This window comes from Trinickia sp., from assembly GCF_057351765.1.
Map to the genome: position 1 here is coordinate 14,600 of NZ_JBMRBK010000095.1, position 26,046 is coordinate 40,645.

Sequence of the window (26,046 nt, forward strand, 5' to 3'; positions counted from 1 at the left end):
GCATTGCGAAAAGTAACGCGAATGCGAACGATTATCAATTGCGCATAAGTCTAGCATCGTTCCGTCGGACAAACAAACAAAAGAACGCCGGCGAAACGTCTCAGTCGCCGCCGACGATGGAGTCCCCGACGTTCGCGCCGAATACGCGGGCGCGGAGCACGGCGAGTTGATCGCGCGCCTGCGCCGCCTTTTCGAATTCGAGATTCTTGGCGTGCTCCATCATCTGCTTCTCGAGCCGTTTGATTTCCTTGGCCAGCTGCTTTTCCGACATATCCTCGAACTTCGCGCGCTGCTGCATTTCCTTGAGCTCGGCACGCGCGTCGTCGGCGTTGTAGACGCCGTCGATGATGTCCTTGATCCGCTTGACCACGCCGCGCGGCGTGATCCCCATGCGTTCGTTGTGAGCCAGTTGCTTTGCGCGCCGACGCTCGGTTTCGTCGATCGCGCGGCGCATGGAATCCGTGATGCGGTCCGCGTAGAGAATCGCACAGCCGTTGACATTGCGTGCCGCCCGCCCGATCGTCTGGATCAGCGAGCGCTCGGCACGCAGGAAGCCTTCCTTGTCCGCATCGAGAATGGCGACGAGCGACACTTCGGGAATGTCGAGCCCCTCGCGCAGCAAATTGATGCCGACGAGGACGTCGAACGTCCCAAGTCGCAGGTCGCGGATGATTTCGACGCGCTCGACCGTATCGATATCGCTGTGCAGGTAGCGGACTTTCACGCCATGGTCGGCCAAAAACTCGGTCAACTGCTCGGCCATCCGTTTGGTCAGCACGGTGACGAGCACGCGTTCGTTCACCGCGACCCGGACATTGATCTCCGAGAGCACGTCATCGACCTGCGTGCGTGCGGGGCGCACCTGCACCGCCGGGTCGACGAGCCCCGTAGGCCGCACGACCTGCTCGACGACCTGCCCGGACGTTTTCCTCTCGTATTCCGCGGGCGTTGCGGTCACGAACATCGCCTGGCGCATCTTGCGCTCGAATTCGTGGAACTTGAGCGGACGATTGTCGAGCGCCGACGGCAGGCGAAAACCGTAATCGACGAGGTTTTCCTTTCGAGCGCGGTCGCCGTTGTACATCCCGTTCAACTGGCCGATCAACACGTGCGATTCGTCGAGAAACATCAGCGCGTCCGACGGGAGATAGTCGACGAGCGTCGGAGGCGGCTCGCCCGGCGCCGCGCCCGAGAAATGCCGCGTATAGTTTTCGATGCCCTTGCAAAAACCGAGCTCCTGCAGCATTTCCAGGTCGAAACGCGTGCGCTGCTCGAGCCGCTGCGCTTCGACGAGCTTGCCGTCGCGATGGAAGAATTCGAGCCGCTCGCGCAGCTCCGCCTTGATCGTCTCCACTGCGCGCATGACGGTCTCGCGCGGCGTCACATAATGCGAGGACGGATAGACGGTAAAGCGCGGGATCTTCTGGCGCACGCGTCCCGTGAGCGGATCGAACAGATGCAGCGATTCGACCTCGTCGTCGAAAAGCTCGATGCGGACTGCCATCTCGGCGTGCTCGGCCGGAAAGACGTCGATGGTGTCGCCCCGCACGCGAAACGCGCCACGCTGGAAGTCCGCCTCGTTACGGCTGTACTGCATCGCGATCAGCCGCGCGATCACGTCGCGCTGGCCGATCTTGTCGCCCGTGCGCAGTGTCAGGATCATCTGGTGGTATTCGCTCGGATTGCCGATACCGTAGATGGCCGAGACAGTCGCGACGATCACGACATCGCGACGTTCCATCAGGCTCTTGGTGGCCGACAGCCGCATCTGCTCGATGTGTTCGTTGATCGACGAATCCTTTTCGATGAAAAGGTCTCGCTGCGGCACATACGCTTCCGGCTGGTAATAGTCGTAGTAAGAGACGAAGTACTCCACCGCGTTGCGCGGAAAAAACTCGCGAAACTCCGAATACAGCTGCGCGGCAAGCGTCTTGTTGGGCGCGAAGACGATGGCGGGCCGGCCGAGCCGCGCAATCGTGTTGGCCATCGTAAAGGTCTTGCCCGAGCCCGTCACGCCCAGCAACGTCTGATACGACAGGCCGTCGTGGATGCCCTCGACGAGCAAGCGGATCGCCTCCGGCTGGTCGCCGGCCGGCGGATACGGTTGATACAGGTGGAACGGGGAGCCCTCGAACTCGATGAATTTCGATTCGTCGAGTGCATCGGCGGCATGAGGCTGATGTTCGGACATGAGGGAAAAAGGGGCATCGTTCGCCGAAGAAAAAAGCTATTTTAGCGTTTTACGGATAGGCAAGCAGCGGAGCGACCCGACGAGCGCGATATACACGGAAACGAACGCCCGTCCGGCGAAACGCCGCATGCCCGGGCAGAAAAGGCTCCGACGCCGGCCCCGGATTCGTTACAATTACGATCTTCAGCGCTCGCCGTCGGTTCAAGCTCCTGGCCCGTACTCCCGGGCCAACTGCTGCCGGCATGCACGAAGCCGCCGCTTTTCTACTCAGCCGATACAGACCATGTCACTCTTTTCCGCTGTCGAACTGGCCCCCCGTGATCCGATCCTCGGCCTCAACGAAGCCTTCAACGCCGATCCCCGCTCGACGAAGGTCAATCTGGGCGTCGGTGTCTATACCAACGAAGAAGGCAAGATTCCGCTTTTGCGCGCGGTGCGCGAGGCTGAAAAAGCGCGCGTCGAAGCCGCGCTGCCGCGCGGCTACCTGCCGATCGACGGCATCGCCGTCTATGACGCAGCCGTGCAAAAGCTGCTTCTCGGCGAAAGCTCGCCGCTCATCGCAGCCGGGCGCGTCGTGACGGTACAGGCACTCGGCGGTACAGGCGCACTGAAGATCGGTGCGGATTTCCTGAAGCGCGTGGAACCGAACGCGAAGGTCGCCATCAGCGATCCGAGCTGGGAAAATCACCGTGCCCTCTTCGAAAGCGCTGGCTTCGAGGTCGTCGCCTATCCGTACTACGACGCCGCAACACACGGCGTGAATTTTCCGGCGATGCTCGATGCGCTCAACAGCTATCCGGCAGGCACGATCGTCGTGCTGCATGCCTGCTGCCACAATCCGACCGGCGTCGATCTCAGCGAAGCGCAGTGGAAGCAGGTCGTCGAAGTCGTGAAAGCACGCGGGCTCGTACCGTTTCTCGACATCGCGTATCAAGGCTTCGGTGACGGCATCCAGGAAGACGCATTCGCCGTGCGCCTGTTCGCCGAGGCTGAGCTCAACGCATTCGTTTCGTCGTCTTTCTCGAAGTCGTTTTCGCTTTACGGCGAGCGCGTCGGTGCGCTGTCGGTCATCACCACGGGCAAGGACGAGGCTGCGCGCGTATTGTCGCAATTGAAGCGTGTGATCCGCACGAACTACTCGAACCCGCCGACGCATGGCGGCTCCATCGTCGCGAGCGTGCTGGCCACGCCGGCGTTGCGCGCCACGTGGGAAACGGAACTGGGCGAGATGCGCGATCGCATCCGCGCCATGCGCACCGGACTCGTCGAACGCCTGAAGGCTGCCGGCGTCGCGCGAGACTTCGGCTTCGTCAATGCGCAACGCGGCATGTTCTCGTATTCGGGACTCAACGCGGCTCAGGTGGATCGTCTGCGCGAAGAGTTCGGCATCTATGCGGTCGGCACGGGTCGCATCTGCGTCGCCGCCCTCAACATGCGCAACATCGATACGGTGGCAAATGCCATCGCTCATGTGTTGAAGTAATCCAGGCGCTGCCGGCCGCGCCCCCCCATGGGCGGCCCAACGCCCGCTTCGCTGAACGGCACGCTCGCTGCGTGCCGTTTTTTATTGAACGAAAGCGCCGAACCGGCTACCCGCTCTCCCGGGGACAGCTTCGGAGGCACGGCTCACCGCGAGTCGCGGTGGATGTCGTGTGTAACGAAGCCGGCGTCGTTCTCGGGCATATCCAGCCATCCGGGCTGCGCCAGGCTCGCGCGCATATCCTGCAAGCCGCTTTCCCAGTGGAGCCGCATCGTCGAGAGCCCGAACTGATAGTCCTTGTAGTTGCCCTCGAATTCCTTGTCGCGATAGACGAGCTGAAATACGTTATAGCGACGCGAAGTCGCAAGCTCCTCGGCAAGCTTGCACCAAGGATCGTCCCGATGCTCGGGCGATACGCGCGCGAGTACTTCGCGCAGCACATGCCTGAACCGCTGCGAGTGCTGCAGCATATCCGTGACGAGTCTCGTGCGGCTCGAATACTGAATATCCTTGATGCGGCTTTGAACATCGGTGAGCGTATTCGGCGCAGGGCCGCGCGCGCTCCATAGATCAACCTGGAATGCGAGCGTGTCGCGGCGCGGCGTTGTCTGGACGACCTCCGAAAGCGGCGTATTCGACATCAAACCGCCATCCCAGTAAAACTCTCCGTCGATCTCCGTGGCGGCAAAACCGGGCGGCAGCGATGCCGATGCCATGAAGTGCTCGGCCCGCAGCTTCGTATGCTGATTGTCGAAATAGGCGAAGTTACCGGTCTGAACGTTGACAGCCGCCACCGAGACGCGCGTCTCGCCAGAATTGATCCTGTCGAAATCGCACAAACGCTCCAGCGTTGCTTTCAGCGGAGCCGTGTCGTACCAGCTCGCCGTATCGGGCGTGCCGACCGAAAACGGCAACGGCGGCGGCACACGCGGAACGAAAAACCCCTTTTGCCCGTCAACGAGCGCGCTGGCCGCCTGCATGGCGGTGAATGCGGTCCGCACCACCTCTGTCGAATCGAAGAATGCCTGTTCGACCGCGGGCGGCAGCGCCAACCCGTAAGCCGGTTGGCAAATGGTTTCCCAGAATTCTCGCAAGCGCGCGACCCGACGCTCGGGTGCGTTGCCGGCAAGGATCGCGGTGTTGATCGCCCCGATCGAAATGCCGGCTATCCAATTCGGGACGACCCCGGCTTCGTGCAGCGCCTCGTAGACGCCAGCCTGATAAGCGCCGAGCGCACCGCCGCCTTGCAAAACCAGCGCGATCGTCTCATAGGGCGGCAACGCAATGCGTGGCCGTTCGGCTGTTTCCTGCTCCCGTGCGCGCACATGTCCCTCTCGGGACGGAGATTGCGTCTGCGCGTGCAACGGCTGAGCGTTGTGCTCCGCCATCGTGGCTCCTTTTTTTTCAGTGCATGTGCCAACCGTGGCTGAGAACGATCGATTGACCCGTCAGGACCGCATTGGGGAACGCTGCAAGGAACAATGCGGTTTGCGCGACGTCCTCGACCGTCGTGAAAACGCCGTCCACGGTCTGCCCCAGCATGACCCGCTTGACAACCTCCTCCTCGCTGATCCCGAGCTCCTTCGCTTGCTCGGGAATCTGCTTGTCGACGAGCGGCGTACGCACGAAGCCAGGACAAATCACATGCGAGCGCACGTTGTGCGGAGCGCCTTCTTTCGCCAGCACGCGCGCCAGTCCGAGCAAGGCATGCTTGGCGGCGACGTAAGCCGATTTCAGCGGCGAAGCCTCGTGCGAATGGACCGAGCCCATGTAGATGACCACACCGCCGCGATTGTCGCGATACATATGCTTGAGGGCCGCTTTCGTTGTCAGGAATGCGCCGTCCACGTGGATCGCCTGCATTTTCTTCCAATCGGCGAACGAGTAGCTTTCGATTGGATTGACGATCTGGATGCCGGCGTTCGACACCAGAATATCGACCGAACCGAACCGCTCGGCCACTGCATCGATGCCTTGGGTGACAGCGGCTTCGTCGGTCACGTCCATCGCAAGCGCAAGCGCTTTGCCGCCGGCTTTTTCGATCTCCTCCACCACGGCCTGCGCCCCGGCGATGTTCAAATCGGCAATGCCGACGGCTGCTCCATTCGCAGCGAACGTCAGCGCGATGCTTTTGCCAATGCCGCTTGCCGCGCCTGTCACGACCGCGGCCTTACCGCTCAAATTGCTATTCAACGAGGACATTCAGATCTCCATCGACTCGAGCACAATGACACCATGACGCACGATGCGGGACAACCTGGCCGAATGGCATATGCCGTCCGGTCGACTCGCGCGCCAGGATCGACTTCGCTATTGTGCATGAAGGGACGGCCGGCGCGTGGCGATTTGCTCGACGGCGCCGGATCGCCGCTCGAACTCCGAGCGCCGCACTCGAACCTGCACGGGAATCGCTCGCGTACAATGACGCGCCCGTTTGCAGGACGCAATGCGGCGCACCCATACGCTGTCGGCGCGAGTCTCGTGTCGCGGTTCAACTCTCGTTCGATTTGCCATGCTCAGCTATCGCCATGCGTTTCACGCCGGCAATCACGCCGATGTCCTCAAGCACGCTGTCGTCGTACAGTTGCTGCGCTATCTTGGCCAAAAAGAAAAGCCCTACTGGTACATCGATACGCATGCCGGTGCGGGCGTCTATGCGTTGACCGAAGGCTACGCGGCCAAGACCGCCGAATTCGAAACGGGCATAGCCCGACTGTGGAATCGCAACGACTTGCCAGCCGCGCTTGCCGATTACGTCGAGCAAGTGAGCGCCATCAATGCCGATGGCAATCTGCGCCTTTACCCCGGCTCGCCCTATCTGGCCTGGCGCTTGATGCGCCCTCAGGACCGCATGCGCCTATTCGAACTGCATAGCACGGAGATCGAGGTGCTGCGTCATAACTTCCGCGACGCGGGCCGTCGCGCGATGCTCTACGCCGGGGACGGATTCGAAGGCATCAAGGCCCTGCTGCCGCCCGCACCGCGGCGCGCGCTCGTGCTGATCGATCCGTCCTATGAAGACAAGCGCGACTATGCGCGCGCAATAACGTGCCTCGAGGAAAGCCTCGCCCGATTCGCCACGGGCGTGTACGCGGTCTGGTATCCGCAGGTGGTACGCCCGGAGTCGCAGCGGTTCCCGGAGCAGCTGAAGCGCCTGCAAAGCACGGACTGGCTACATGTGAGCTTGACTGTAAGCCGGCCGCCATCGGACGGCTTCGGGCTGTACGGCAGCGGAATGTTCGTTCTCAATCCGCCCTATACGCTCGCGGCGTCAGTGCGGGAGATGTTGCCGTTTCTGAAGGATGTGCTGAACGAGGACGGCGAAGCGCGCTTCGAGATCGAAGCGCGCGTGTCGTAGCGCGTCACTGCCCTGCGGCCGGGCGCGGCCGGTACACGGCGCGCCGATCCGACGCACCGGGCAATTCAATGTAAGGTGCAACCACGATAGGCTGCTGGGCTTGAGGCGCCATCTCCGGCAGCATGGCCGTGGGCTGCGTGGGCACCATCGCCTGGCGCGCAAGCGGAGCGTTTTGCAGTACAACGCCGCTTCTGCCGTCGTGGATGCCGGTTTGAGTATCGAGCACGACGGGTGCGCGGTCCGAGTCCGCCAGAACGGGGCTCGCTACAACGGCAATCGAGAGTCCGGCCGCCGCCGCGAGTGAACGCGCAGGCGCGGAGAAAAAAGAAATGAGGTGCATGGAGAACTATCCACAAGGCGCGCGACGCAAAACGCGTACGCGACGCTCACACCTTAGCGCGGCCCGGACATTCCGGCTACCGGAAACGCGCGAAACACCGGGTCGAGCCAACGCCGATTGTGATGATCGTCCTCGGCGAGCTGGGAGCACTCAATGCTGCCCCGCTTGCTGCGACTACACAATTACAGCGTATAGCCGTTGCTTTCGAGGGCGCGCAGGCGCTTTTCGAGATCGACGACATCGGACGACGAGGCGAGATATGCTTCGCGGCGGGTGCGTTCGGCCGATTCGAACCAGTTGCTGAGCTTTTCGATGATATAGGCGAGCATGACGTTTCTCCGGGGTCGGGAAACCGCTGCCGAAGCTAGGGATTTCCCGCAAAAGGGTTAACCCGGATTATATAGTGATCACGGAAAGTCGCCAGTGAAATGCACGAATGACGTGCATTCCGCTATGGAATGGTGCCGGCAGCCGTCTTTTTCGTCGAGAATGCACCTTGACGGTGCAACCGGCGTGCGAGCGTCGTTTCCCAGCCTCACACGACCTTTGCGGCAAACGTCGAGTGGCTTTCTTGAAATGCGACGGGATCCTCGCTCGCGAGTTCCTCGAGGATCGGGCAGTCGGGGCGCGCGTCGCCGTGACAATGGCGCGCGAGGTGCGCCAAAACGTCTCGCATCTCTTTGAGTTCGGCAATGCGCCTGTCCAGTTCGCCGACGTGTTCCAGTGCGATCGCCTTGACCTCGGAGCTTGCACGGGATCGATCGTGCCAGAGGGCCACCAGCTTCCGGATATCTTCGACGAGAAAACCCAAACGCCGCGCCTGACGAATGAACCGCAACGTATGCACCTCGGCCGGACCGTAAAGCCGATAACCGGATTCGGTGCGGCCCCGGGGTGCGAGCAACCCGACCTGCTCGTAATAGCGGATCATTTTTGCGCTCACGCCCGACGCGCGCGCAGCTTCGCCGATATTCATCGATACCTCCCGATTCGTGAAGACAGCGTATACCTTCCCACTATGGCAAGGTATACGCTCGATGCAAGCGTGACGATGACCGGCAACGATCCGGCGTTCGCGCTTCGAACCCACTTACATCGAAGGGACACCGAATGATCGAATTCCATGTCGAAGGCATGAGCTGCCAGCATTGCGTTTCAGCTGTCACCCAAGCGGTGCAGGCGGTCGATGCCGACGCACAGGTCGACGTCGACCTTGCGGGGGGACGTGTGCGGGTCGCGTCGAGCGCAGATATCGGGACGCTGACTGCCGCGATCGATGAAGCCGGCTATGCGGTCCAGGAAGCAAAGACCGTCGCCGATCCGGGCTGAGACACCGCATGTTTACAGTCGCGGTGATCGGCGGCTCGGGGCTGGTCGGCCGGGCCGTCATGGAAACGCTGGCCGAGCGGGCGGACTGGCGCGTGATCGGCACCGCTCATCGTCGAGCGGGAGGCGCGCTGATGTCCCTCGACATCCGGGACGCAGCGGCCATCGACGCGTTCATGGCGCGAACATCGCCGGACGCCGTCGTCATTGCGGCAGCTGAGCGGCGCCCCGATGTTTGCGAAAGCGATCCGGCACTCGCTCGCGCGCTCAACGTCGACGCGGTCCGGGCGATCGCATCGGCCGGACGGCGCCACGATGCGTGGGTCTTGTCGATCTCGACCGATTACGTGTTCGACGGCACGAGGCCGCCGTACCGCGTAGACGATCCGCCCTGCCCGCTCAACGCCTACGGCCGCAGCAAGCTCGACGGAGAGCGCGCGCTGGCGCAGGCCACGGATTTCGGCTGTGTGCTTCGTCTACCGTTGCTTTTCGGCCACACAACGGACTTGAGCGAATCGGCGGTGACGAGCCTCGTGCCGGCTGTCGTCGCATCCGCCAAGGCAGGCGCGCCCGCCGCCCGCATGGATGCCTGGGCGACACGCTACCCCACGTTCACCGGCGATGTGGCTCATGTGATTCGCGGCCTGCTGGAGCGGGCGGCAAGCGGGGCCGCCGTATGCGGCCGCGCCCATTGGTCCGGTGACGAGCCGATGACCAAATTCGATATCGCGGTGCGAATCGCCCGCACCCTGAGGCTCGATGCGCGCCTCGAGCCGGTGGCATCGAGCGTCGATTCCACGCCGCGGCCGCGCGACTGCCATCTCGACGCAAGTCGGCTCGAAGCGCTCGGGATCGGGCGCCGCACGCCATTCGATGACGCGCTCGAATGGGTGCTGGAACGATATCTCGCCCTGCCCCCCCATGCGTCGACTTGATACTGTATAAAAACACAGTATCATTGGCACACGCGCCGACGAACGCACCGCCCGGCATTTTTGCTCGCGTACTTCCGTAATTGCATGGCGACTTCGTAGGGGCCGGGTGCCAAACACTACGAAATACCGGGCTACACATCGCCAGCGCGCTCAATACAATCCTTTTCATGAGGGCGAGTCGCTTCGACGAGCTGCCTCAACCGCGTGCTGTTCGCGCGCCGCGGCTCGGCGCCACAAGCGACGTGCCTCGGCCCATATAGGAATTCCGCATGTCTTACCTCGAGGTAGTGGAAGAAGGCGAAGATCTCGAACCGCTCCAACCCGCGCCGGCGCGTCGGACGGGCTCCGCGATGCTCCGGGAGATCGCGCCGCGTTGCGATACGCGGTATTTCGACGAAGCGGCGCTGTCTCCGTTAGCCCGCGCCGACGGCGCGGCGGATTCGACGTTTCTCGCGGCCGAACTCAGTGCGGCGCGAACGGCCGAGGAACGGATCCGGATGATCCGCGGGGTACTTCACATCGTGGGCTTCAGAGGCCTTGGCTACGCAGCCTTGAAACTCAATGCCCAGGCCCAGGCCGAGCGCGCTTATTTGCTACGCGATTACCTGGCGAGCGATTTGTTGCCGAAGGCGCTCGAGGGCGGCTACTTCCTCCGGGATCCGCAAATGCGGCGTGCACTCGACTCGAGCCGGCTTCATGTCTGGGACATCCGTTCGATCCTGGATGCGTCGCGTAACGACGCCCTCGACCCGCAGGTCCGTCGCCACTTCGACGAGCTTCGTGCGCACGGCCTCGCCAGCGGCCTGGCATTCGGGTTACCGATCTCGCAAACGCCGATGCGCGCAATCATCGTTTTTGCTGGGGCGCCGGAGCACTGCGAATGGATCACGGACAGCGTCATCGCGCAGGCCATTGGACTCGGTCTGTCGTTGCACCAACGCTGCTCGGCCTACATCCAGGCCATGTGCAGGCGCGAGGCCACAAACGGGCTGTCCGAGCTGCAGCAACGGATCTTGTCGGCGGTCGTGGCGGGGCTGTCCGATAAGGCCATCGCAGCGCGCTTCGATACGACCGTGCACAACGTCGACTATCACTTGCGGCAACTGCGCGAGAAGCTGGGCGCGCGTAATCGCAGCCAGCTCGCCTATCTCGCCGGACGGCTTCAGGCGGCTTGACTCGCGCGGGCGCGCTAAACGCCGCTTAACCTTCCCAACCCCAGCGCGCAGCGCGGTACACGAGCTGCGCGCGGTTCTCGACGCCGAACATCTTTTGCAGCGCCCGCACGTGGGACGCCACCTTGTGCAGCGAACTCGCCGTTGCGGTGGCGATCTCCTGATCCGACAGCCCTTTGAGGAGCCGCTCGAGAACCGCGGCCTGATCTGCGCTCAACATGAGCTCCCGCGCGCGCCGGACGCAAGCGTCGATATAAGGCTGCACGATGCGGTGCACGGTCAGGGCGATCGTCAATGCGCCCCCCACGGTGCGATCGTTGATCCACCCGATCTCGTGCGCTCGCGAGGTCAGATTGACCGCTACGCGCAAATCGGGCTGCGGTGCCGGCAAGCCGAGCGTCAATCCCGCGTTCATTTCATGCGACCGCAGGCTGTTTGAAAGCATGCGCGCCCGCGAGTCTCCGGTCCGCTCTGCGTACGCTGTGACCTGCCCCGCCTGCCATGTAGCCGGCAATCCGCTTTGCCACAGCGCGGCAAAACGCGGATCGCTTTCGTACAACCGGTGTTTCCAATAAAGGCGAGAGAACGAGATATCGGCTAAATCGCTCATCGAATAGATGCGCAACACGCGTCGGCCTATCATTTCGAACGCGCCGTAATTGAGCATGTGAAACCCCATGTGCAATAGGCGTTCGTGACAACCGAGCAGATCCGATGCGGCACGGTCGACATCGGCGCTTGCGTCGATCTCGTGCAGATGAGCGAGCGCGTCGGCCTGCGAAAACCATACGAGCGTCGGGAATTCGTCGACATCTGTCATCAGGGTACGCCTCGCGTGCCGATATGCGATTTTCTGATTATCATTACCATAAGTTACACGCACTGACCGGCACCACCGTGCCGCGTTACGTGGCGCGCAACGCGACTCTCGACCGGAGGCTCATCGATGCATCACGCCGCATTGCGCGAGGACGCGTCGTCGTTCCCGCCCTCACGTCGTTCATTGGACGCTCAGCAGTCCGAAACGCCAACTTCGCAGCAACATCCGATCGATGTGATCTGGTGCAACGACCCGCGACAAACGAGTGCGGACGATCAACCTTGCCCGTCCCTCGGTATCGCCGGCGCGCTGGCCAGCGCGCGCACCGCTGCAGAGCGCAATCGCATGATCAACGGCCTCTTGCATCTGGTCGGTTTTTCGACGTTTGCCTATTTCGCATTGGAGAGCAACGTCAAGCAAGCCGAGCGGCTCTTCCTGCATGAGGCGTTCGTGCCTCCCACCTATCGCGGCGACTACGTGAAGCAAGGCTATCACGAGATCGATCCGCGCACGCTCGCTGCGCGGCGCGCCAATGCGCCGATGGTGTGGGACTTGTACCATCTGCGCGAGCAAAGCATCGGATCGAGCATCGGCACCCCGGAAGATCGAGCAGTCGACGGCTTTCTGAGCACCATGCGCGATGACGGTATGTGCAGCGGCCTGATGTTCGCCATGCCCATCCCCGGCACGCGCTTGAGCGCCTTCATGAGCTTCACCGCACCGCGCCGCTCGCGGGACTGGATCACGTCCGCAACGGTCGAGCAATCGTTGTCGATCGCGCTGTCGGTCCACGCGTTTGCCTTGCCGCAATTGACCGCGGCCTCGCGCAGCTGTGCGACGAATAGTTTGACGCCATTCGAGCGCGAATTGCTGATGGGTATTGCCGAAGGTGCGTCCGACAAGGAAATCGGCCGCCGCCTGGACACGAGCGCACACAATGTCGATTACCACCTGCGCAAGCTACGCAAGCGTTTCGGCGTAGCGAATCGCATCGAACTCACCTACCTCACCTCCAAGCTCGAGTTGATTTGAGCCGTCACGGCAAGAAGCGGCGTTCGTACGCGCGCTTCCCCACGCCGGTCCATACCGGCCGCGGCCGACCTCGTTAGGACTCCCAACCATTACGTCGAGTCTCGCACGCCGCCTGGCCGTGCGTCGGGCCACCCCGCGTCGGGCTCGGGTCCAGGATGGCGGCTTCCCGTGCCCAGGTCGATTGAGGACTCCGCCTATTGACACGCGCGAGCTCTTCCTGGCGCCAGGCCGCGCCGTCGAACGCGCCTGCCAAGCTCAAGAACCGCTTCCACTCTGCCGTTAAGTGAAGGAGGCACGTACTCGCGCCACCGGCTTTACGACTTCGCTCTAATGGTCCCCAGACAACACAAACGCGGTATCACGTTCATCGTTCGCATCGCCCTGGCCGTTGTACCGATTTTCGTCGGGTCGAACGAGAGCGTTGCTGCGCCGCCGCAATCTGGTCCCGACGACGCGCCGCTGACCGCCGACGCGCTTGCATCGATGCCGCTCGAAGCGCTCATGAACGTCAAGGTGGTCAGTACGGCGTCCCTCTTCGAGCAACCTGTTTCGGAAGCACCCGCGGCCGCCGTCATACTGACCGCCGACGATATCCGCAACTTCGGTTGGCGCAAGCTCTCCGATGCACTCGCCTCCCTGCCCGGGCTCTATGTCTCGTACGACCGGACTTATGACTATCTCGGCGCGCGCGGTTTTCGCCGCCCGGGCGATTACAACAGCCGCTTTCTGCTGTTGATCGACGGAATGCGCCTCAACGATTCCGTCTACGATCAAGCTTCGATCGGAACCGACTTTCCGCTCGATATGGATCTGGTCGAGCGAATCGAATATGTGCCGGGCCCCGGATCGGCGGTGTACGGCTCGAACGCGCTCTTCGGTGTCATCAACGTAGTGACGAAAAAGGGCGCGGCATTGGGCGGCGCCCAAACCGCTGTCTCGGTCGGCAGCTTCGGCGAAAAGCGCGCACGCGCGAGCTATGGCTGGCATGGAAGCAACGGGGCCGATCTGCTGCTGTCGGCCACTTCGTACGTCCGCAGCGGGCAAGACCTCTATTACGGCGAGTTCGACACGCCCGACCAGAAAAATGGCGTGGCCAACGGACTCGATTACGATCGCGCGCAGTATCTGTTTGCCAAATTCGCCTACCGTGATTTCATATTCAGTGCCGGCTACGGCAACCGAACGAAAGGTGTGCCGACCGCGGCCTATGGCGCCAACTTCAACGCGCCGGACAGTACGAGCGATACGCACACCTTCGCCAACGCAACCTACCGCCATGCGTTCTCGGGCAGTCTCGAGGTCGCGTCCGAGATTTATTGGGAACGCTATGACTATCGCATGCCGTCGCTATACGGCACGGCCCCCGCTGTAGTCAACGTCGATGGAGACAAGGCGATCTGGTACGGCGCCGACGTCCATGCGACTTTCACGGGCCTGCCGCGCAATAAGATCGTCGTCGGCATGAGCGTGACGCGCAATGCGAGACGCGATCAATACAACTACAACGTCGACCCGTATCAATCGATACTCGACGATCATCGCAGTTCGAACATTTTCGGTGTCTATGCGGAGGATGAGATCCAGCTTACGGATCGATTGACATTGAACGCCGGTGCGCGATTCGACGAGGAGAGCGTATCCGGTGCGAATGCGAGTCCTCGTCTTGCACTGATTTTCAAAGCGACAGCCGCCGACACGCTCAAGCTCGTGTACGGGCGTGCTTATCGTGCACCCAACGCGTACGAGCTCTATTACACCATTCCGGGAACGGACGGCCAAACTGGCAATCTTGCGCTCAAACCCGAGCACATCACGACGTATGAGTTCATCTACGATCGAAAGATCAGCGACTCCGGACATGCCACGCTGTCGGTCTTCCATTACGACGTGCGCAACCTGATCACCGAAGTACTCACCGATTCCGGGCTGTTCCAGTTTCAGAACGTCGATCGCGTCCAGGCCAACGGCGCCGAGCTTGCCTACGAGCAGCAGCTGGCCGGCGGTGCAACGATCCGGGCGAGCTATTCATGGCAAAGAGCCCGCAACAGCGATACGGGCGCGGCCTTGCAGGATTCGCCGCGACGGCTCGCCAAGCTGAATGTGTTCGTACCGGTCTTCCATCATTCGGCGCGAGTCGGCGCCGAGCTACGGTGTGTATCGTCGCGGCTGGCGCAAGCCGGCGATGCAAGCGGCTACTGTCTCGGCAATCTGAGCATCGGCACAGCGCGGCTTATTCCGCATGCCGACCTGTCGTTTTCGATTTACAACATCACCGACCGGCGCTTTACCGATCCCGCCGGTCCCGGGTTCACGCAAAGCGTCATCGTGCAGCAAAGCCGCACGTTCCTCGCCAAACTCGTGTATGGGTTCTGATGGACCGCACATGAGAAGAAAGCTTGCCGCCGCCGTGTTCATCCTTGCTATCGCAGCCTGTCTGCGTGTGACGGCACATGCTCAGGTCGATCTCTTTTCACTCGAAGCAGCCTATATCTTCAACTTCACCGCCTTCACTGAATGGCCTTCGACGCGTGCCGCTTCGACGAGTCTCATGGTCTGCTCGAGCAACAAGGGGGAGCTCGGTGCCGCGCTCGCCAAACTCGAAGGGCGCCAGGTGGCGGCGCGTACGTGGCACCTGCGCATGCTTTCCGAAGGTTCAACTGCCGCGGGATGCGATGTACTGATCGTAGATGGCAGCCCGGCGACATCGACCGCAATCAAATCCGCACTGGGTACGGACTCGCCATTGCTCATCGTGCGCACGCCCGATGCCCCCGAGGGTCCGTGCGTGGTCCTGCTGGTTCGCCAAGGCGATCAACTGCGCTTCGATATCGACAATAGCGAGGCAGCCCGACGCCATCTGGGCCTGAGCTCCAAATTGCTTCGGCTTGCGAGGAATGTCACATGAAGCACGTCAAGCTCGAAACGCCAAGTCCGGCGCGCGAAATGGCACGGATCAAGACGTTGCGCGTGGGAGTAGCCTTGCTCATATCGAGCCTGGTACTCCTTGTCTATCAAGCCGTGACGCTGCGGACATCCCTGACCGAAGACGCCAACATGATTGCCGAGATGGTGGCGGACAACACCGCGGCGCCGCTGATGTTCGACGACAAGCCGGCTGCGGGCGAAGTCCTGCATTCGCTGAGCAAGGTGCCTTACGTCGAAACGGTGGCGGTCTTCAAGAGCAATGGAGCATTGTTCGCCCGCTACGCGAAGCCCGGACTCACAGAACGCGAGCGCGGCGAAGCCACGCTCGAGCATGCACGCATGCACGCGGGGCCCTGGTCGCTCACCGATGTCATCGTCGAATCCGAGGTCCAGGTCAAGGGCAAGGCAATCGGCGAAGTCGTGCTCGTCGCCACGACAGATGCGGTCGTCGCTCAACTGCTCCACTACGGCGCGTTTCTCTCGGCGGCTTCGTTGGTGGCGATCTGGGTCGCGTTCGCGGTCACGTCGCGAATGGGCGCGCGCGTCGCGCAAGCGGAGAAAGAGCTCGAATACCTGGCGTCCACCGACCCGTTGACGGGGCTGCCGAATCGTCGCGCGTTCTACGACGAGCTCGACCGGCGGCTGCATCGGCCGAGCTACGTCGGCACGCGTCTCGCACTGGTGCTTGTCGATCTCGACGATTTCAAGACTGTGAACGACACGCTGGGGCACGGTGCGGGCGACGAGTTGCTCACGCGGGTCGCGACTGCCTTGCGTCAAGCCGTACGCAGTACCGATGTGGTGAGCCGGATCGGCGGCGACGAATTCGCGGTACTCGTCGAGATCAATGAAGACAAGAGCGAGGGGCATCTGGCGGCGATGCGCATCGCCCGTGCGCTCGCTCGCCCGTTCAACCTGCAGCGATCGAGTATCGTGGCATCCGCGAGCGTTGGCGTGAGCGTGTTTCCCGACGACGCCCGGGAAGTCGCCGCGCTCGTCAGCAGCGCGGACATGGCGCTTTACGCCGCAAAGGGCCGCGGCAAGAACACGGCGGTCGAATTTCACCCCAACATGACGGTGGAGGCGCGGCGGCGCGCCAGACTCGAAAGCGAATTGCGCAAAGCAATCGAGATGGATGCGCTCGATCTCGTCTATCAGCCTCAATTCGATTGCAAAACCGGCGCGCTCGTCGGCGCGGAGGCCCTCGTGCGGTGGGAGCACCCCGCCGACGGTACCGTCTCGCCGGCCGAATTCATTCCTATTGCCGAAGACAGCGATCTCATCGTCGCGCTTGGACAGTGGGTGCTGCGGAGGGCTTGCCGCGACGCCGCGCATTGGAATGAAGTGTCCGCCACGCGAATTCACGTGGCGGTCAACGTCTCGGCCCGTCAGTTGCGGCAATCGGAATTCGATCATCAGGTGAAGGCGGTGCTGTCCGAAAGCGGGCTGGATTCTCAACTGCTCGAGCTCGAGCTGACGGAAAGTCAATTGATGGCGAATATGGATGCGGGCATCGATTCGATGAACCGCCTTCGAGCATCGGGCGTAAGACTATCTCTCGACGACTTTGGAACCGGCTACTCGTCGCTTTCGTATCTTCAATCGTTTCCCGTCAACAGCCTCAAAATCGACCGCAGCTTCGTTCATCCGCTTCCCGATGCGGGGCAACCCATCGTGACCGCGATTATTTCGATGGCGCACAGTTTCGGTATCGCCGTGGTGGCAGAAGGTGTCGAGCACGCCGCGCAACTTGCCTGGCTCGCCGAATCGGGCTGCGATATCGTGCAGGGTTTCCTTACCGGGCGGCCCATGCCGTTCGAGCAATTGATGAAATTGCTGGGCGATGACGCAGCCAAACCACGCGTGCTTAGCGACGCCGGAATGTCACCGAAGACGTTGGCGGAATGAACGGTCGGCACGGCGACTGTTTGAACCGGGTATATCGCCGCGATAACCGGCGATCGAACCTGAAAATCGGAATCGGCGCCATTTTCCGAAAACGGCGTCGTTTTGGAGTTTACGGTTCAAATCGCCGATAATAGGCCCGCGCGAACGTATGAGCGTCTCCTTTTTCAACGCGGGATGCGAAAAACGCTCGCTGGCATGGTCCTTTTCAATATCGACGGTTCGAACAGATGGAAGAATTGCTTCCGCATTACGAGCGCGAGCTTGCGTTGCTCCGGCAATCGCTGCAGCAATTCGCCGCGCGCTATCCGAAAATCGCCGCGCGCCTCGCGATTGCGGGCGAGCACTCGGAAGATCCACATGTGGAACGCATGCTTCAGTCGTTCGCCTTGCTGGCCGCGCGCATCGACGTCAAGCTCGACGACGACTACCCCGATTTCACGGAAGCGTTGATCGAGATACTGTTTCCGCAGTACCTGCGTTCGATTCCTTCATGCTGCATCGCGCAGGTCCGCACCGATGCAGTCTTTGAGAAATTGACCGCCCCGCTGACGATCGCGCGCGGTACGCAATTCGTCGCCAAAGCCACCGAATGCGGCTTTCGCAGCACGTACGACGTAACGCTCGCGCCGCTGCGCGTCACGCAGGGGTCCTACACCGCGTCCCCGCATGCGCCTACCGGCACGATCTTCCCTGCCGAAACGACGGGACTCGTTTCGCTCGGAATTTCGGCCACGCGCGCAGGCGCCCTGCTCAACGCCACTGCACCGCCTCGCTTGCGTTTGCACTTGGCCGGCGCGCGCGAAGTGATCGCGGCGTTGAACGATGCCCTGCATCTGAAGACGGTCGCCGCGTATGTCGAAGCAGACGGTTTGGGCCGTTGGAAGCGCCTCGAGCCCTCGCCTGTTTCCGCGGTGGGGTTCGACGACTGCGAGACGCTCGTCGCGGGGTCCGACGATACTCCCGCTGCGCTGCGTTTGCTCATGGAGTATTTTGCGTTTCCGGAGAAGTTCGACTTCATCGATCTCGATCTGGCCGCATTGCTGAGTACCACCGGTCCCTGCGGTAGTGTGACGGTCCACTTCGCGCTGGCCGAAATTCATAAGGACTCCTGGGCATCGCAGCGTCTCGCGAGGATCGGGGCGAATACCTTCCAGCCGTTTTGTACACCCGTGGTCAATGTCTTCAAACGCGATGCCGCATCGATCAAGATCAATCCGGACGTGACCGCTTATTCGCTGCTCCCGTCGTTACCGGGCAAACCGGAGGCCGAGATTTTTTCGATCGATGGCGTCAGCACCGCGGGGCCCTCCCCCGCTCGCAAGACAGTGCTCCATCCGGTCAACTCCCTGATGCACGGCAGCGCGGAGAAGCTCGCCGGGCCCTATTGGACGGTGCGCCGCGACCGATGGCGAGCCGATGCCGAGAACCGCGGCCGAACCGAACTCGTGTTCGTGGGACTCGATGGCGAACCGGTAACGCCCGAGTTCCGCGAGTTCGGTGTCGATATGACCTGCACGAACGGGGATCTGCCCGCCTCACTGCCGATCGGCATGCCCGGGGGCGATCTGCAAAGCGGAGGCAGCGAATTGGGACGCAACGTGGCGATGTTGTCGCGGCCGACGCAGCCGGTGCGCTTGCCCCGCGGCGATGGCGCATTGTGGCGGCTCATCGGTCAGATGGCACCTCATACGCTGCAGTTGAGTCAAGCGGGGCTCGATGCGTTCAAGCAGTTCTTTCGGCAATTCGCGACGCTATCGCAGTCACAGGCGCCACACATCGACGGCATCGTGTCGCTGGACTACCGCCCGACGATGCAGTGGATCGCGATGGAACCGTCGCCCGCATTCGTTCGGGGCATCGAGATCACCGCGACCGTCGACGAGCATGCGTTCGCATCGAGCAGCCTGCGTGTTTTTGCGGGCGTGATGGACCGGTTTTTTGCGCCGTATGCGCCCGCGAACAGCTTCGTACAGGTGGTACTGCTATCGAAAAACATCGGCGCCGAAATTTGGCGTTGTCCGCCACGGGAAGGCGCCGCGCCGTTGATCTGACGCTCGTCTATCCCTTGCTGGCGCCAAACGTCAATCCGACGACAAAGTGCCGCTGCATGGCAAAGAACATCAACACCGAAGGCAGCGCCGCCATGATCGAACCGGCCGAGACGAGGTTCCACGCCGTTGTCCACTGCCCCTTGAGCGCCGCGACGCCCACGGTAATGGGCGCAGCCTCGTCGCCTTGCGTCAGGCACAACGCCCAGAAGTAGTCGTTCCAGACGAACGTGAAGACGAGAATGGCCAACGCAGCCAGCGCCGGCCGGATCAGCGGCAATACGATGCGGAAAAACACCGTCCATTCCCCGGCGCCTTCAACTCGCGCAGCCTCGATCAGTTCATACGGCAACTGCTTGATGAAATTGCGCAGAAACAGCGTGCAAAACCCGGTCTGAAACGCGATATGAAAGAGCATCAATCCTTCGACGGTATTGAAAAGCCCGAACTTCAGCGTCAGGTCGCGCACCGGGATCATCAACACCTGCACGGGAACGAAATTCCCCGCCACGAATGCCGCGAACAATAGCGTATTGCCGCGAAAGCGATAGGTCGCAAGCGCGAAACCGGCCATCGAGGCCAGCGCGATCGAGCCCACCACGGCCGGCACCGTGATCAGCACGCTGTTCCAGAAGTAATGCAGCATGGGCGAGGTCGTCAGCGCCTCGGTGTAGTTGCCGATCAGCGAAATATGCTTCGGCCATCCCCAGTAATTGCCCTCGCTGAGCTCTTCGGACGAGCGCACCGACGTCATCAGCACTGCAAGCATCGGCAGCATCCAGACCACGAGCGCAATCGGCACCGAAATCTTGTAGAACCGTCGCGGCAGCGGCTTCCATTTATCGACAGGCAGCGGATACATGAACTTCTCCTTCTACTGCTCGTTACGCAGCGTGCGCCGCAACTGGTAGACGATGTAGACCAGCATGATGGCGAAAAGCACCACGGCGATCGATGCCGAATAACCCAGGCGGTAATACTTGATCGCCTGGTCGTACATGTAATAAGCAAGTACGGTCGAACTCTCGAACGGCCCGCCGCCCGTCATGACGGCGATGAGATCGAAACTGCGCAGTGCACCGATCACGGTAACCACCACCGCCATGAACGTCGTCGGCCGCAGTTGCGGGAGCACGACATGCCAGAGCAATGCCCAGCGGCGCGCGCCCTCCATTCGCGCCGCCTCGAGTTGCTCGCCGTTCAGCGTCGTCAGCCCGGTGAGATAGAGAATCATGCAGTACGAAGTCTGCGCCCACAACGCGGCGATCACGATACCGAACGTGGCATACCGTGCATCGCCAAGCACGGGCACGCCGTGCCCGACGATCAGCGCGAGCAAGCCGAACGTCGGATCGTAGAACCACGAGAACATGAGGCCGACGACCACACCGGACAATACGAACGGCGCGAAGAAGAGCGACTTGACAACGCGCATTCCCGCCACGCTCTGATTCAGATACAACGCTACGGCAAGGCCCGCTGGCGGCGCGAGCAGAAACATCGCAAGCCAGATCACGTTGTTCTTCAGCGCGGTATAGAAAGTCGGCGCATGGAACAGCTCGATGTAATTGGCAAGCCCGACGAATACCTTGTCCGACATGCCATCCCAGTTGAAGAAGCTCAACCAGATCGTCGACGCGATCGGCCATATCACGTAGACGCCGAACATGACGCAAGCCGGCGCGAGGAACAACAGCGCGGCACGTCGCTGGCGGCGCGCCGTGGGCGACAGCTTGCGTCCCGCCTGCCGGCCCGCGCCGGGCCGGCTTGCCGGCGGTTTGCCGGCCGGCATGGAAAAGTCCGCGCCGTCTGGCGCGGCGCGCAAATGCTCGTGGGTGGCTGACTGCGACACGACAAGGCCTCCAATGCGTTTCGGCGTTTCGGCATTTCGGCGGCCAACTACGGCCGCCGCCTGCCCTTACTGCTTGTAGATACGCTTGCGCGTCTGCTCCAGCTGCGTGAGCACAGCATCGATCTGCGTCGGATCGGACACGAATCGCTGCATGCCCTTCATGCCTTCGTCGGCCATCTCCTTCGTCATATCACGATCGTAGAACTGTGCAATACCGCCCTTCGTATTGGACAGGATCTGAAAACCGATCTTCGAAATCGGATCCTCCGGCTCGGGCGATTTGCTGTTGGCCGACAGCGAACCAAGTCCCTTCGCGAGCCGCGCGCCGTTCTCGGGTGTCTCGATGAACGCGAGGAACGCCCGCGCTTCGGCCTTGTGCTTCGCATGCGCGGGAATGTGCAGCGATTCGACGGGACCGTCTTCGGCGGTCGGCACGTTCGAATCGATGATCGGGAACTGGAAGTAGCTCATTTGCGGCTTGATCGACGGCGGGAAACCCGCGCTGATGAACGTGCCCATCAGCATCATTGCGGCCTTGCCCTGGAACAGGAACGGTTGTGCCGCGTCGAGATCGTACGAGAGCGAGTTGTCGATGAAGTCATGATCGTCGATGAGCTGCTTCCACGTCGTATAGACCTTCTTCACGCGCGCGTCGGTATAAGGCACTTCCCCCGCCATCAGCTTTTGATGGAACGCATTCCCGTTCAAACGCAAGTCGAGGTAGTCGAACCAGCCGGCCAGCGTCCAGGCGTCGCGGCCAGCCACGGCGATCGGCGTAATGCCGGCAGCCTTCAGCTTCTTGCAGGCATCGAGGAATTCAGGCCAGGTCTTCGGCTCGCCCGCAATACCGGCCTTTTGAAAGAGATCCTTGCGATAAAACATCCCCCATGAGTAATACACGGTCGGCGCCGCATATTGCTTGCTCTGGTACGACGATGCTTCTTTCGTCGAAGCGTACATCTGATCCCAGCCGTTTTTCGCCCAATCCCCGCTCAGATCTTCGAGCAACCCGCGCTTCGCGTAGTAGGCCATCCGCTCGCCGTCATGCCAGTTCACGATGTCGGGCGCAACGGTCGTGAGCCACCCCGGCAGCTGCACCTTGTAGGCCTCCTCGTCGATGAACGCCGCTTTCACGTCGATATCCGGATGCGCCTTCTTGAAGTCGTCGAGCGTCGATTGCCATACCGCGCGCTGGCTGGCGCCCTTGAAGGCAATGTTGATATCGAGCGTGCCTGCCTGTGCCGCATTGGCCCACCAGGACGCGGCTGTCGCCACCGCGAAAAACGCGGTGGCGACGCCGATGCGAAAACGGTTCGCGGGTTGCTTCATGCGTGTCTCCTTCGTGTTATCTAAGGTTTATATCGTCATCAACGGTAGCCGCCTGAGCGGCAAATAACGCGCTCCGGCCCATTTCAGCTGGAACGATACGCGCAAACGCCCTGCGGTTCGACTCGCGCGGCGCCTATGACGAAGGCGTCGGCTTCGACGCCTTCGACCTCGTACACGCGCTCGCCATAATTGAAGACGTAGGTCACGCCCGCGCGGCGGCTCACTCGCACCCCTTCCGGTAGCGGCACGGCACGCAATCCGGCGCGCTCGGCAACGTCGGCAAAGAGTTCCCGCGTCAACGCTTCATCGAAGAGGCCCGCGCAATAATGGAAGGCACCGTGGCGTACGAAAGCAGGATGGCCATCGCCAAACTCGGCAACGACCTCGTGCGGCGCATGGGTATCGAGTTCGATCAGATCGCGCCAATGGCGGCCCTGCCCCGCATCGCTAACGGGGCGGCCCGCCGATGAGCTTGCCATGCGTACGGCCGGGCAGATATTCGGCCGCAGCGACTCCACTCGCCATACGCGCAGCTTCAATGCCTCGGCAAGCGGTCCCGGCGGCAAATTGCCGGGAATTTGCAAATCGACGGTCTTGGAACCCGTGCGCGGGCCAATGACGACTTGCGCCCCGCTCCGGGTCAATCGCTCGACAAAATCGTCGGGAACGATCGGCAACGGCGGCACGACGATCATTCGATAACCATCGAGCGGCGCATCGACAGGCACGACATCGACATCGAGCCCGAGCGAACGCAACGCGCTGTAATACTCGAACGCGAAACGCGGATAGTGGAAATCCGCGCCTTGCGGATGAACCTCGAAGAGCCACTTCGCCGGGTAGTCATAGATGAGCGCGACAGAACGCTTCGCATCCTCAACCGCATCGGGGTGAGCTTCGAGCATCGAGCGGATTTCCGCTGCAACGCGCGACGCTTCGCTGCCGCCGATATCGAGCCGGTTGTCGGGCGTATTGAGCCCGGCGTGCATCTGCTCCTGTGCAAACGGTGCCTGTCTCCAGCGGAAATACGACACGCAACCGGCGCCATGCGCAAATGCCTCCCAGCTCCAAAGGCGCACCATGCCCGGCAGCGGCGCCGGATTCCAGTGTGCCCAATTGACGGGCCCCGGCTGCTGCTCCATGACCCAGAACGGCTGGCTCGACATGCCGCGGTAGATATCGTGATTGAAGGAGGCGAAATCGGGATGCCCCGTGCGCAGCCAGCGCGCTTTCGTTTCCGGGTCGAACCACAGCTCTTCAAGGGCGCCCAGCGGGTAGCTGTCCCATGCCGCGATATCGAGATCGGCCGCGACCTTGTAATGATCGAACTCGGTAAAGAGCTGCATGAAATTGTGCGCGACGGGCCGCCCAGGCGAATGCGCGCGGATGATCTCGGCCTGCATGCGGTTAAAGCGCGCAAGCTCGTCGGATGCGAAGCGCCGATAATCGAATCGGTGCGAAGGGTTCGCCTCGGTCACCGTCGCAGCCGGTGTATCGACCTCGTCGAAGCTGCGGTACTCCATGCTCCAGAACACGTTGCCCCACGCACGGTTGAGCGCGTCTATCGTGCGGTAGCGCGCGCGCAGCCATTCTCGAAAGCGCAGCAGCGCGGCCTCGGAATAGCTGACCACGGTTTGATGACAACCGAACTCGTTATCGATCTGCCAGAACGCAACGCCAGGATGCGCGCCGTACCGTTGCGCCACTGCGGTACTGATGCGTCGCGCCGCCTCGAAATACGACGGCGACGAAAAGTCGTAATGACGGCGCGAGCCGAACCGGCGTGCCTGCCCATCGGCACCGACGGGCAGAATATCGGGGTGCCGGTCGATCAGCCACTTGGGCGGCGTCGCCGTCGGCGTGCACATGACGATTTGGAGTCCTGAACGATGCAATACGTCGACCGCACGGTCGAGCCAGTCCCAGTCGTATTCGCCCGGCGTGGGCTCGATACGGCTCCACGCGAATTCGGCGATGCGCACGCGCTCGATGCCGAGCGCCTTCATCCGTTGCGCGTCGCCTTCCCACATCGATTCCGGCCAATGCTCCGGGTAATAGCAGACTCCAAGGTGCATCCCTTCCCTCCTCAGGCGTAGTGTTCGATCGATTGCAGCGGTGCGATGGCAAAGCCGTCGTCCCCGAATAGATGGCATGCCGAAGCCGGTGCGCCAAATGACATGCGTGCACCCCGCTCGACGCGTGCGTCGCCGGCAACCTTGGCGATCAGCGTGCGGCCGTCCGGCGCATCGAGGTGTACATAGGTCTGCTCGCCGAGGCGTTCGGTGAGCACGACTTCACGCGTGAGCGCAAGCGAGCTGGCGACGTTCACGTCGCCGCCACCGCGCAATGTCAGATGCTCGGGCCGCACGCCCACCGTGACGGGCTGCGACGGGACCAACGATGAGCCGTCCACCGCGAGTCGCACCGTTTCTCCGGTCCCATCGATCACGGCGCTCACGCCATCCGCATCGATCGAGGCGATCGATGCCGGCAGGAAGTTCATGCGCGGCGAGCCGATGAAGCCCGCAACGAAACGGCTCGCGGGCCGGTAATAGAGTTCGAGCGGCGCGCCGATCTGAGCGATGCTGCCGTAACGCTCGGTATCCATACCGGCATGCAGCAGAACGATTTTGTCGGCGAGCGTCATCGCCTCGATTTGATCGTGCGTGACATAGACGACGCTGGCCTTGGCGAACTGACGATGCAAGCGCGCAATCTCGATCCGCGTTTGTCCGCGCAGCGTCGCATCGAGATTCGAAAGCGGCTCATCGAAAAGGAACACTCCGGGCTCGCGCACGATCGCTCGTCCGATTGCCACGCGTTGGCGCTGACCACCGGAAAGCGCCTTGGGCCGGCGATCGAGCAACGCATCGAGTTGAAGAATGCGCGCGGCTTCGTGCACCTTACGCACGATTTCCTGCTTCGGCGTCTTGGCGAGCTTCAGGCCGAAGGCCATGTTCTCGAACACCGTCATGTGAGGAAAGAGCGCGTAGCTCTGAAACACCATTGCGACACCGCGCTCGGCCGAAGGCACGTCGTTGACGAGTCGCTCGCCGATGCGCACCTCGCCTCCCGTGACGTCTTCGAGGCCGGCGATCATTCGCAGCAGCGTCGATTTCCCGCACCCTGACGGTCCGAGAAAAACGCAAAACTCGTTCGAACCTATCTCGAGGTTCACATCGCGAATGACCGGCGCTGCATCGCCATATGCCTTGTGAAGACCCTTCAAGGAAATGCTCGCCATCGCTTCCGCTCCGTGATGTAATCGGTCGAAGTCGGAGATTAAGCGCTTAATCAAGCCGGCATAGGAAAACGGCCATCGAGGCCGCG

Annotated in this window: 22 protein-coding genes; 10 read left to right on the forward strand and 12 right to left on the reverse strand. The window is 61.9% G+C overall.

Annotated elements, in window-relative coordinates; genetic code table 11:
• Positions 1–100: 100 nt before the first annotated feature.
• Positions 101–2,191: an excinuclease ABC subunit UvrB gene (uvrB, locus tag ACO1XS_RS25545; RefSeq protein WP_331572452.1), complete on the reverse strand. Its 2,091-nt coding sequence runs from the start codon at positions 2,189–2,191 to the stop codon at positions 101–103.
• Positions 2,192–2,474: 283 nt separating this feature from the next.
• Here uvrB and ACO1XS_RS25550 point away from each other — a divergent pair, with 283 nt between their 5' ends.
• Positions 2,475–3,674 carry an amino acid aminotransferase gene (locus tag ACO1XS_RS25550; protein ID WP_331572450.1) on the forward strand — a complete coding sequence of 400 codons (1,200 nt, stop codon included), beginning with the start codon at positions 2,475–2,477 and terminating at the stop codon, positions 3,672–3,674.
• A gap of 143 nt (positions 3,675–3,817) precedes the next feature.
• Here ACO1XS_RS25550 and ACO1XS_RS25555 read toward each other — a convergent pair whose 3' ends face one another.
• Together ACO1XS_RS25555 and ACO1XS_RS25560 are read right to left on the reverse strand one after the other, a co-directional pair.
• Positions 3,818–5,059, reverse strand: a complete 1,242-nt coding sequence (locus ACO1XS_RS25555) for a patatin-like phospholipase family protein (RefSeq protein WP_331572448.1) — start codon at positions 5,057–5,059, stop codon at positions 3,818–3,820.
• A 16-nt stretch (positions 5,060–5,075) separates the two neighbouring features.
• A complete protein-coding gene (locus ACO1XS_RS25560) occupies positions 5,076–5,873 on the reverse strand; it encodes a 3-hydroxybutyrate dehydrogenase (RefSeq protein WP_331572446.1) in 798 nt (265 codons plus the stop codon).
• 310 nt (positions 5,874–6,183) lie between these two features.
• Between ACO1XS_RS25560 and ACO1XS_RS25565 the strand changes: the two genes are divergently transcribed.
• Positions 6,184–7,029 carry a 23S rRNA (adenine(2030)-N(6))-methyltransferase RlmJ gene (locus ACO1XS_RS25565; RefSeq protein WP_331572444.1) on the forward strand — a complete coding sequence of 282 codons (846 nt, stop codon included), beginning with the start codon at positions 6,184–6,186 and terminating at the stop codon, positions 7,027–7,029.
• 4 nt (positions 7,030–7,033) lie between these two features.
• Here the strand turns inward: ACO1XS_RS25565 and ACO1XS_RS25570 are convergent, their stop codons facing one another.
• The 3 genes from ACO1XS_RS25570 to cueR form a co-directional block, all read right to left on the reverse strand.
• Complete coding sequence (locus tag ACO1XS_RS25570; RefSeq protein WP_486391997.1) at positions 7,034–7,369, reverse strand: hypothetical protein; 336 nt, start codon at positions 7,367–7,369, stop codon at positions 7,034–7,036.
• Positions 7,370–7,551: 182 nt separating this feature from the next.
• Complete coding sequence (locus tag ACO1XS_RS25575; RefSeq protein WP_331572440.1) at positions 7,552–7,698, reverse strand: DUF3563 family protein; 147 nt, start codon at positions 7,696–7,698, stop codon at positions 7,552–7,554.
• A gap of 206 nt (positions 7,699–7,904) precedes the next feature.
• A complete protein-coding gene (cueR, locus tag ACO1XS_RS25580) occupies positions 7,905–8,345 on the reverse strand; it encodes a Cu(I)-responsive transcriptional regulator (protein ID WP_331572438.1) in 441 nt (146 codons plus the stop codon).
• 134 nt (positions 8,346–8,479) lie between these two features.
• Between cueR and ACO1XS_RS25585 the strand changes: the two genes are divergently transcribed.
• From ACO1XS_RS25585 to ACO1XS_RS25595, 3 genes are all read left to right on the forward strand, one after another.
• Complete coding sequence (locus tag ACO1XS_RS25585; protein ID WP_331572436.1) at positions 8,480–8,698, forward strand: heavy-metal-associated domain-containing protein; 219 nt, start codon at positions 8,480–8,482, stop codon at positions 8,696–8,698.
• Positions 8,699–8,706: 8 nt separating this feature from the next.
• Positions 8,707–9,630: a dTDP-4-dehydrorhamnose reductase family protein gene (locus ACO1XS_RS25590; RefSeq protein ID WP_486391998.1), complete on the forward strand. Its 924-nt coding sequence runs from the start codon at positions 8,707–8,709 to the stop codon at positions 9,628–9,630.
• A 269-nt stretch (positions 9,631–9,899) separates the two neighbouring features.
• On the forward strand, positions 9,900–10,805 hold the full coding sequence (locus ACO1XS_RS25595) for a helix-turn-helix transcriptional regulator (protein ID WP_486391999.1): 906 nt from the start codon (positions 9,900–9,902) through the stop codon (positions 10,803–10,805).
• A gap of 25 nt (positions 10,806–10,830) precedes the next feature.
• Here the strand turns inward: ACO1XS_RS25595 and ACO1XS_RS25600 are convergent, their stop codons facing one another.
• Positions 10,831–11,622, reverse strand: a complete 792-nt coding sequence (locus ACO1XS_RS25600) for a helix-turn-helix transcriptional regulator (protein WP_486392000.1) — start codon at positions 11,620–11,622, stop codon at positions 10,831–10,833.
• A 126-nt stretch (positions 11,623–11,748) separates the two neighbouring features.
• On the opposite strand from ACO1XS_RS25600, the gene ACO1XS_RS25605 reads away from it, so the two are divergent.
• The 5 genes from ACO1XS_RS25605 to tssF all read left to right on the forward strand — a co-directional run bounded on the left by ACO1XS_RS25605 (position 11,749) and on the right by tssF (position 19,538).
• Positions 11,749–12,654 carry a helix-turn-helix transcriptional regulator gene (locus tag ACO1XS_RS25605; protein ID WP_331572428.1) on the forward strand — a complete coding sequence of 302 codons (906 nt, stop codon included), beginning with the start codon at positions 11,749–11,751 and terminating at the stop codon, positions 12,652–12,654.
• A gap of 330 nt (positions 12,655–12,984) precedes the next feature.
• The gene (locus ACO1XS_RS25610; RefSeq protein WP_486392001.1) at positions 12,985–15,027 is read left to right on the forward strand and encodes a TonB-dependent receptor plug domain-containing protein; all 2,043 of its coding nucleotides are present in this window, start codon (positions 12,985–12,987) and stop codon (positions 15,025–15,027) included.
• A gap of 10 nt (positions 15,028–15,037) precedes the next feature.
• Complete coding sequence (locus ACO1XS_RS25615) at positions 15,038–15,559, forward strand: YfiR family protein (protein ID WP_486392002.1); 522 nt, start codon at positions 15,038–15,040, stop codon at positions 15,557–15,559.
• Positions 15,556–17,487, forward strand: a complete 1,932-nt coding sequence (locus ACO1XS_RS25620) for a putative bifunctional diguanylate cyclase/phosphodiesterase (RefSeq protein WP_331572424.1) — start codon at positions 15,556–15,558, stop codon at positions 17,485–17,487. The genes ACO1XS_RS25615 and ACO1XS_RS25620 overlap by 4 nt, the downstream gene beginning before the upstream one ends.
• Before the next feature lie 227 nt (positions 17,488–17,714).
• Complete coding sequence (gene tssF, locus ACO1XS_RS25625) at positions 17,715–19,538, forward strand: type VI secretion system baseplate subunit TssF (RefSeq protein ID WP_486392003.1); 1,824 nt, start codon at positions 17,715–17,717, stop codon at positions 19,536–19,538.
• 7 nt (positions 19,539–19,545) lie between these two features.
• Here tssF and ACO1XS_RS25630 read toward each other — a convergent pair whose 3' ends face one another.
• The 5 genes from ACO1XS_RS25630 to ACO1XS_RS25650 all read right to left on the reverse strand — a co-directional run bounded on the left by ACO1XS_RS25630 (position 19,546) and on the right by ACO1XS_RS25650 (position 25,960).
• Positions 19,546–20,397, reverse strand: a complete 852-nt coding sequence (locus ACO1XS_RS25630) for a carbohydrate ABC transporter permease (protein WP_331572420.1) — start codon at positions 20,395–20,397, stop codon at positions 19,546–19,548.
• Positions 20,398–20,409: 12 nt separating this feature from the next.
• Positions 20,410–21,327, reverse strand: coding sequence for a carbohydrate ABC transporter permease (locus tag ACO1XS_RS25635; protein WP_486392014.1), 918 nt, complete (start codon positions 21,325–21,327; stop codon positions 20,410–20,412).
• Positions 21,328–21,453: 126 nt separating this feature from the next.
• Positions 21,454–22,716 (reverse strand): ABC transporter substrate-binding protein, encoded by a 1,263-nt coding sequence (locus tag ACO1XS_RS25640; protein WP_331572418.1) that lies wholly within the window; start codon positions 22,714–22,716, stop codon positions 21,454–21,456.
• Between the two features lie 83 nt (positions 22,717–22,799).
• Entirely contained in the window at positions 22,800–24,791 is a 1,992-nt protein-coding gene (locus ACO1XS_RS25645) for a beta-galactosidase (RefSeq protein WP_486392004.1), read from the reverse strand.
• An 11-nt stretch (positions 24,792–24,802) separates the two neighbouring features.
• On the reverse strand, positions 24,803–25,960 hold the full coding sequence (locus ACO1XS_RS25650; protein WP_486392005.1) for an ABC transporter ATP-binding protein: 1,158 nt from the start codon (positions 25,958–25,960) through the stop codon (positions 24,803–24,805).
• Positions 25,961–26,046 lie beyond the last annotated feature (86 nt).

Coding starts and splice junctions, on each gene's coding strand:
- uvrB (WP_331572452.1), bottom strand. CDS start 2,191: ATGTCCGAACATCAGCCTCATGCCGCCGATGCACTCGACGAATCGAAA.
- ACO1XS_RS25550 (WP_331572450.1), top strand. CDS start 2,475: ATGTCACTCTTTTCCGCTGTCGAACTGGCCCCCCGTGATCCGATCCTC.
- ACO1XS_RS25555 (WP_331572448.1), bottom strand. CDS start 5,059: ATGGCGGAGCACAACGCTCAGCCGTTGCACGCGCAGACGCAATCTCCG.
- ACO1XS_RS25560 (WP_331572446.1), bottom strand. CDS start 5,873: ATGTCCTCGTTGAATAGCAATTTGAGCGGTAAGGCCGCGGTCGTGACA.
- ACO1XS_RS25565 (WP_331572444.1), top strand. CDS start 6,184: ATGCTCAGCTATCGCCATGCGTTTCACGCCGGCAATCACGCCGATGTC.
- ACO1XS_RS25570 (WP_486391997.1), bottom strand. CDS start 7,369: ATGCACCTCATTTCTTTTTTCTCCGCGCCTGCGCGTTCACTCGCGGCG.
- ACO1XS_RS25575 (WP_331572440.1), bottom strand. CDS start 7,698: ATGCTCGCCTATATCATCGAAAAGCTCAGCAACTGGTTCGAATCGGCC.
- cueR (WP_331572438.1), bottom strand. CDS start 8,345: ATGAATATCGGCGAAGCTGCGCGCGCGTCGGGCGTGAGCGCAAAAATG.
- ACO1XS_RS25585 (WP_331572436.1), top strand. CDS start 8,480: ATGATCGAATTCCATGTCGAAGGCATGAGCTGCCAGCATTGCGTTTCA.
- ACO1XS_RS25590 (WP_486391998.1), top strand. CDS start 8,707: ATGTTTACAGTCGCGGTGATCGGCGGCTCGGGGCTGGTCGGCCGGGCC.
- ACO1XS_RS25595 (WP_486391999.1), top strand. CDS start 9,900: ATGTCTTACCTCGAGGTAGTGGAAGAAGGCGAAGATCTCGAACCGCTC.
- ACO1XS_RS25600 (WP_486392000.1), bottom strand. CDS start 11,622: ATGACAGATGTCGACGAATTCCCGACGCTCGTATGGTTTTCGCAGGCC.
- ACO1XS_RS25605 (WP_331572428.1), top strand. CDS start 11,749: ATGCATCACGCCGCATTGCGCGAGGACGCGTCGTCGTTCCCGCCCTCA.
- ACO1XS_RS25610 (WP_486392001.1), top strand. CDS start 12,985: ATGGTCCCCAGACAACACAAACGCGGTATCACGTTCATCGTTCGCATC.
- ACO1XS_RS25615 (WP_486392002.1), top strand. CDS start 15,038: ATGAGAAGAAAGCTTGCCGCCGCCGTGTTCATCCTTGCTATCGCAGCC.
- ACO1XS_RS25620 (WP_331572424.1), top strand. CDS start 15,556: ATGAAGCACGTCAAGCTCGAAACGCCAAGTCCGGCGCGCGAAATGGCA.
- tssF (WP_486392003.1), top strand. CDS start 17,715: ATGGAAGAATTGCTTCCGCATTACGAGCGCGAGCTTGCGTTGCTCCGG.
- ACO1XS_RS25630 (WP_331572420.1), bottom strand. CDS start 20,397: ATGTATCCGCTGCCTGTCGATAAATGGAAGCCGCTGCCGCGACGGTTC.
- ACO1XS_RS25635 (WP_486392014.1), bottom strand. CDS start 21,327: ATGCCGGCCGGCAAACCGCCGGCAAGCCGGCCCGGCGCGGGCCGGCAG.
- ACO1XS_RS25640 (WP_331572418.1), bottom strand. CDS start 22,716: ATGAAGCAACCCGCGAACCGTTTTCGCATCGGCGTCGCCACCGCGTTT.
- ACO1XS_RS25645 (WP_486392004.1), bottom strand. CDS start 24,791: ATGCACCTTGGAGTCTGCTATTACCCGGAGCATTGGCCGGAATCGATG.
- ACO1XS_RS25650 (WP_486392005.1), bottom strand. CDS start 25,960: ATGGCGAGCATTTCCTTGAAGGGTCTTCACAAGGCATATGGCGATGCA.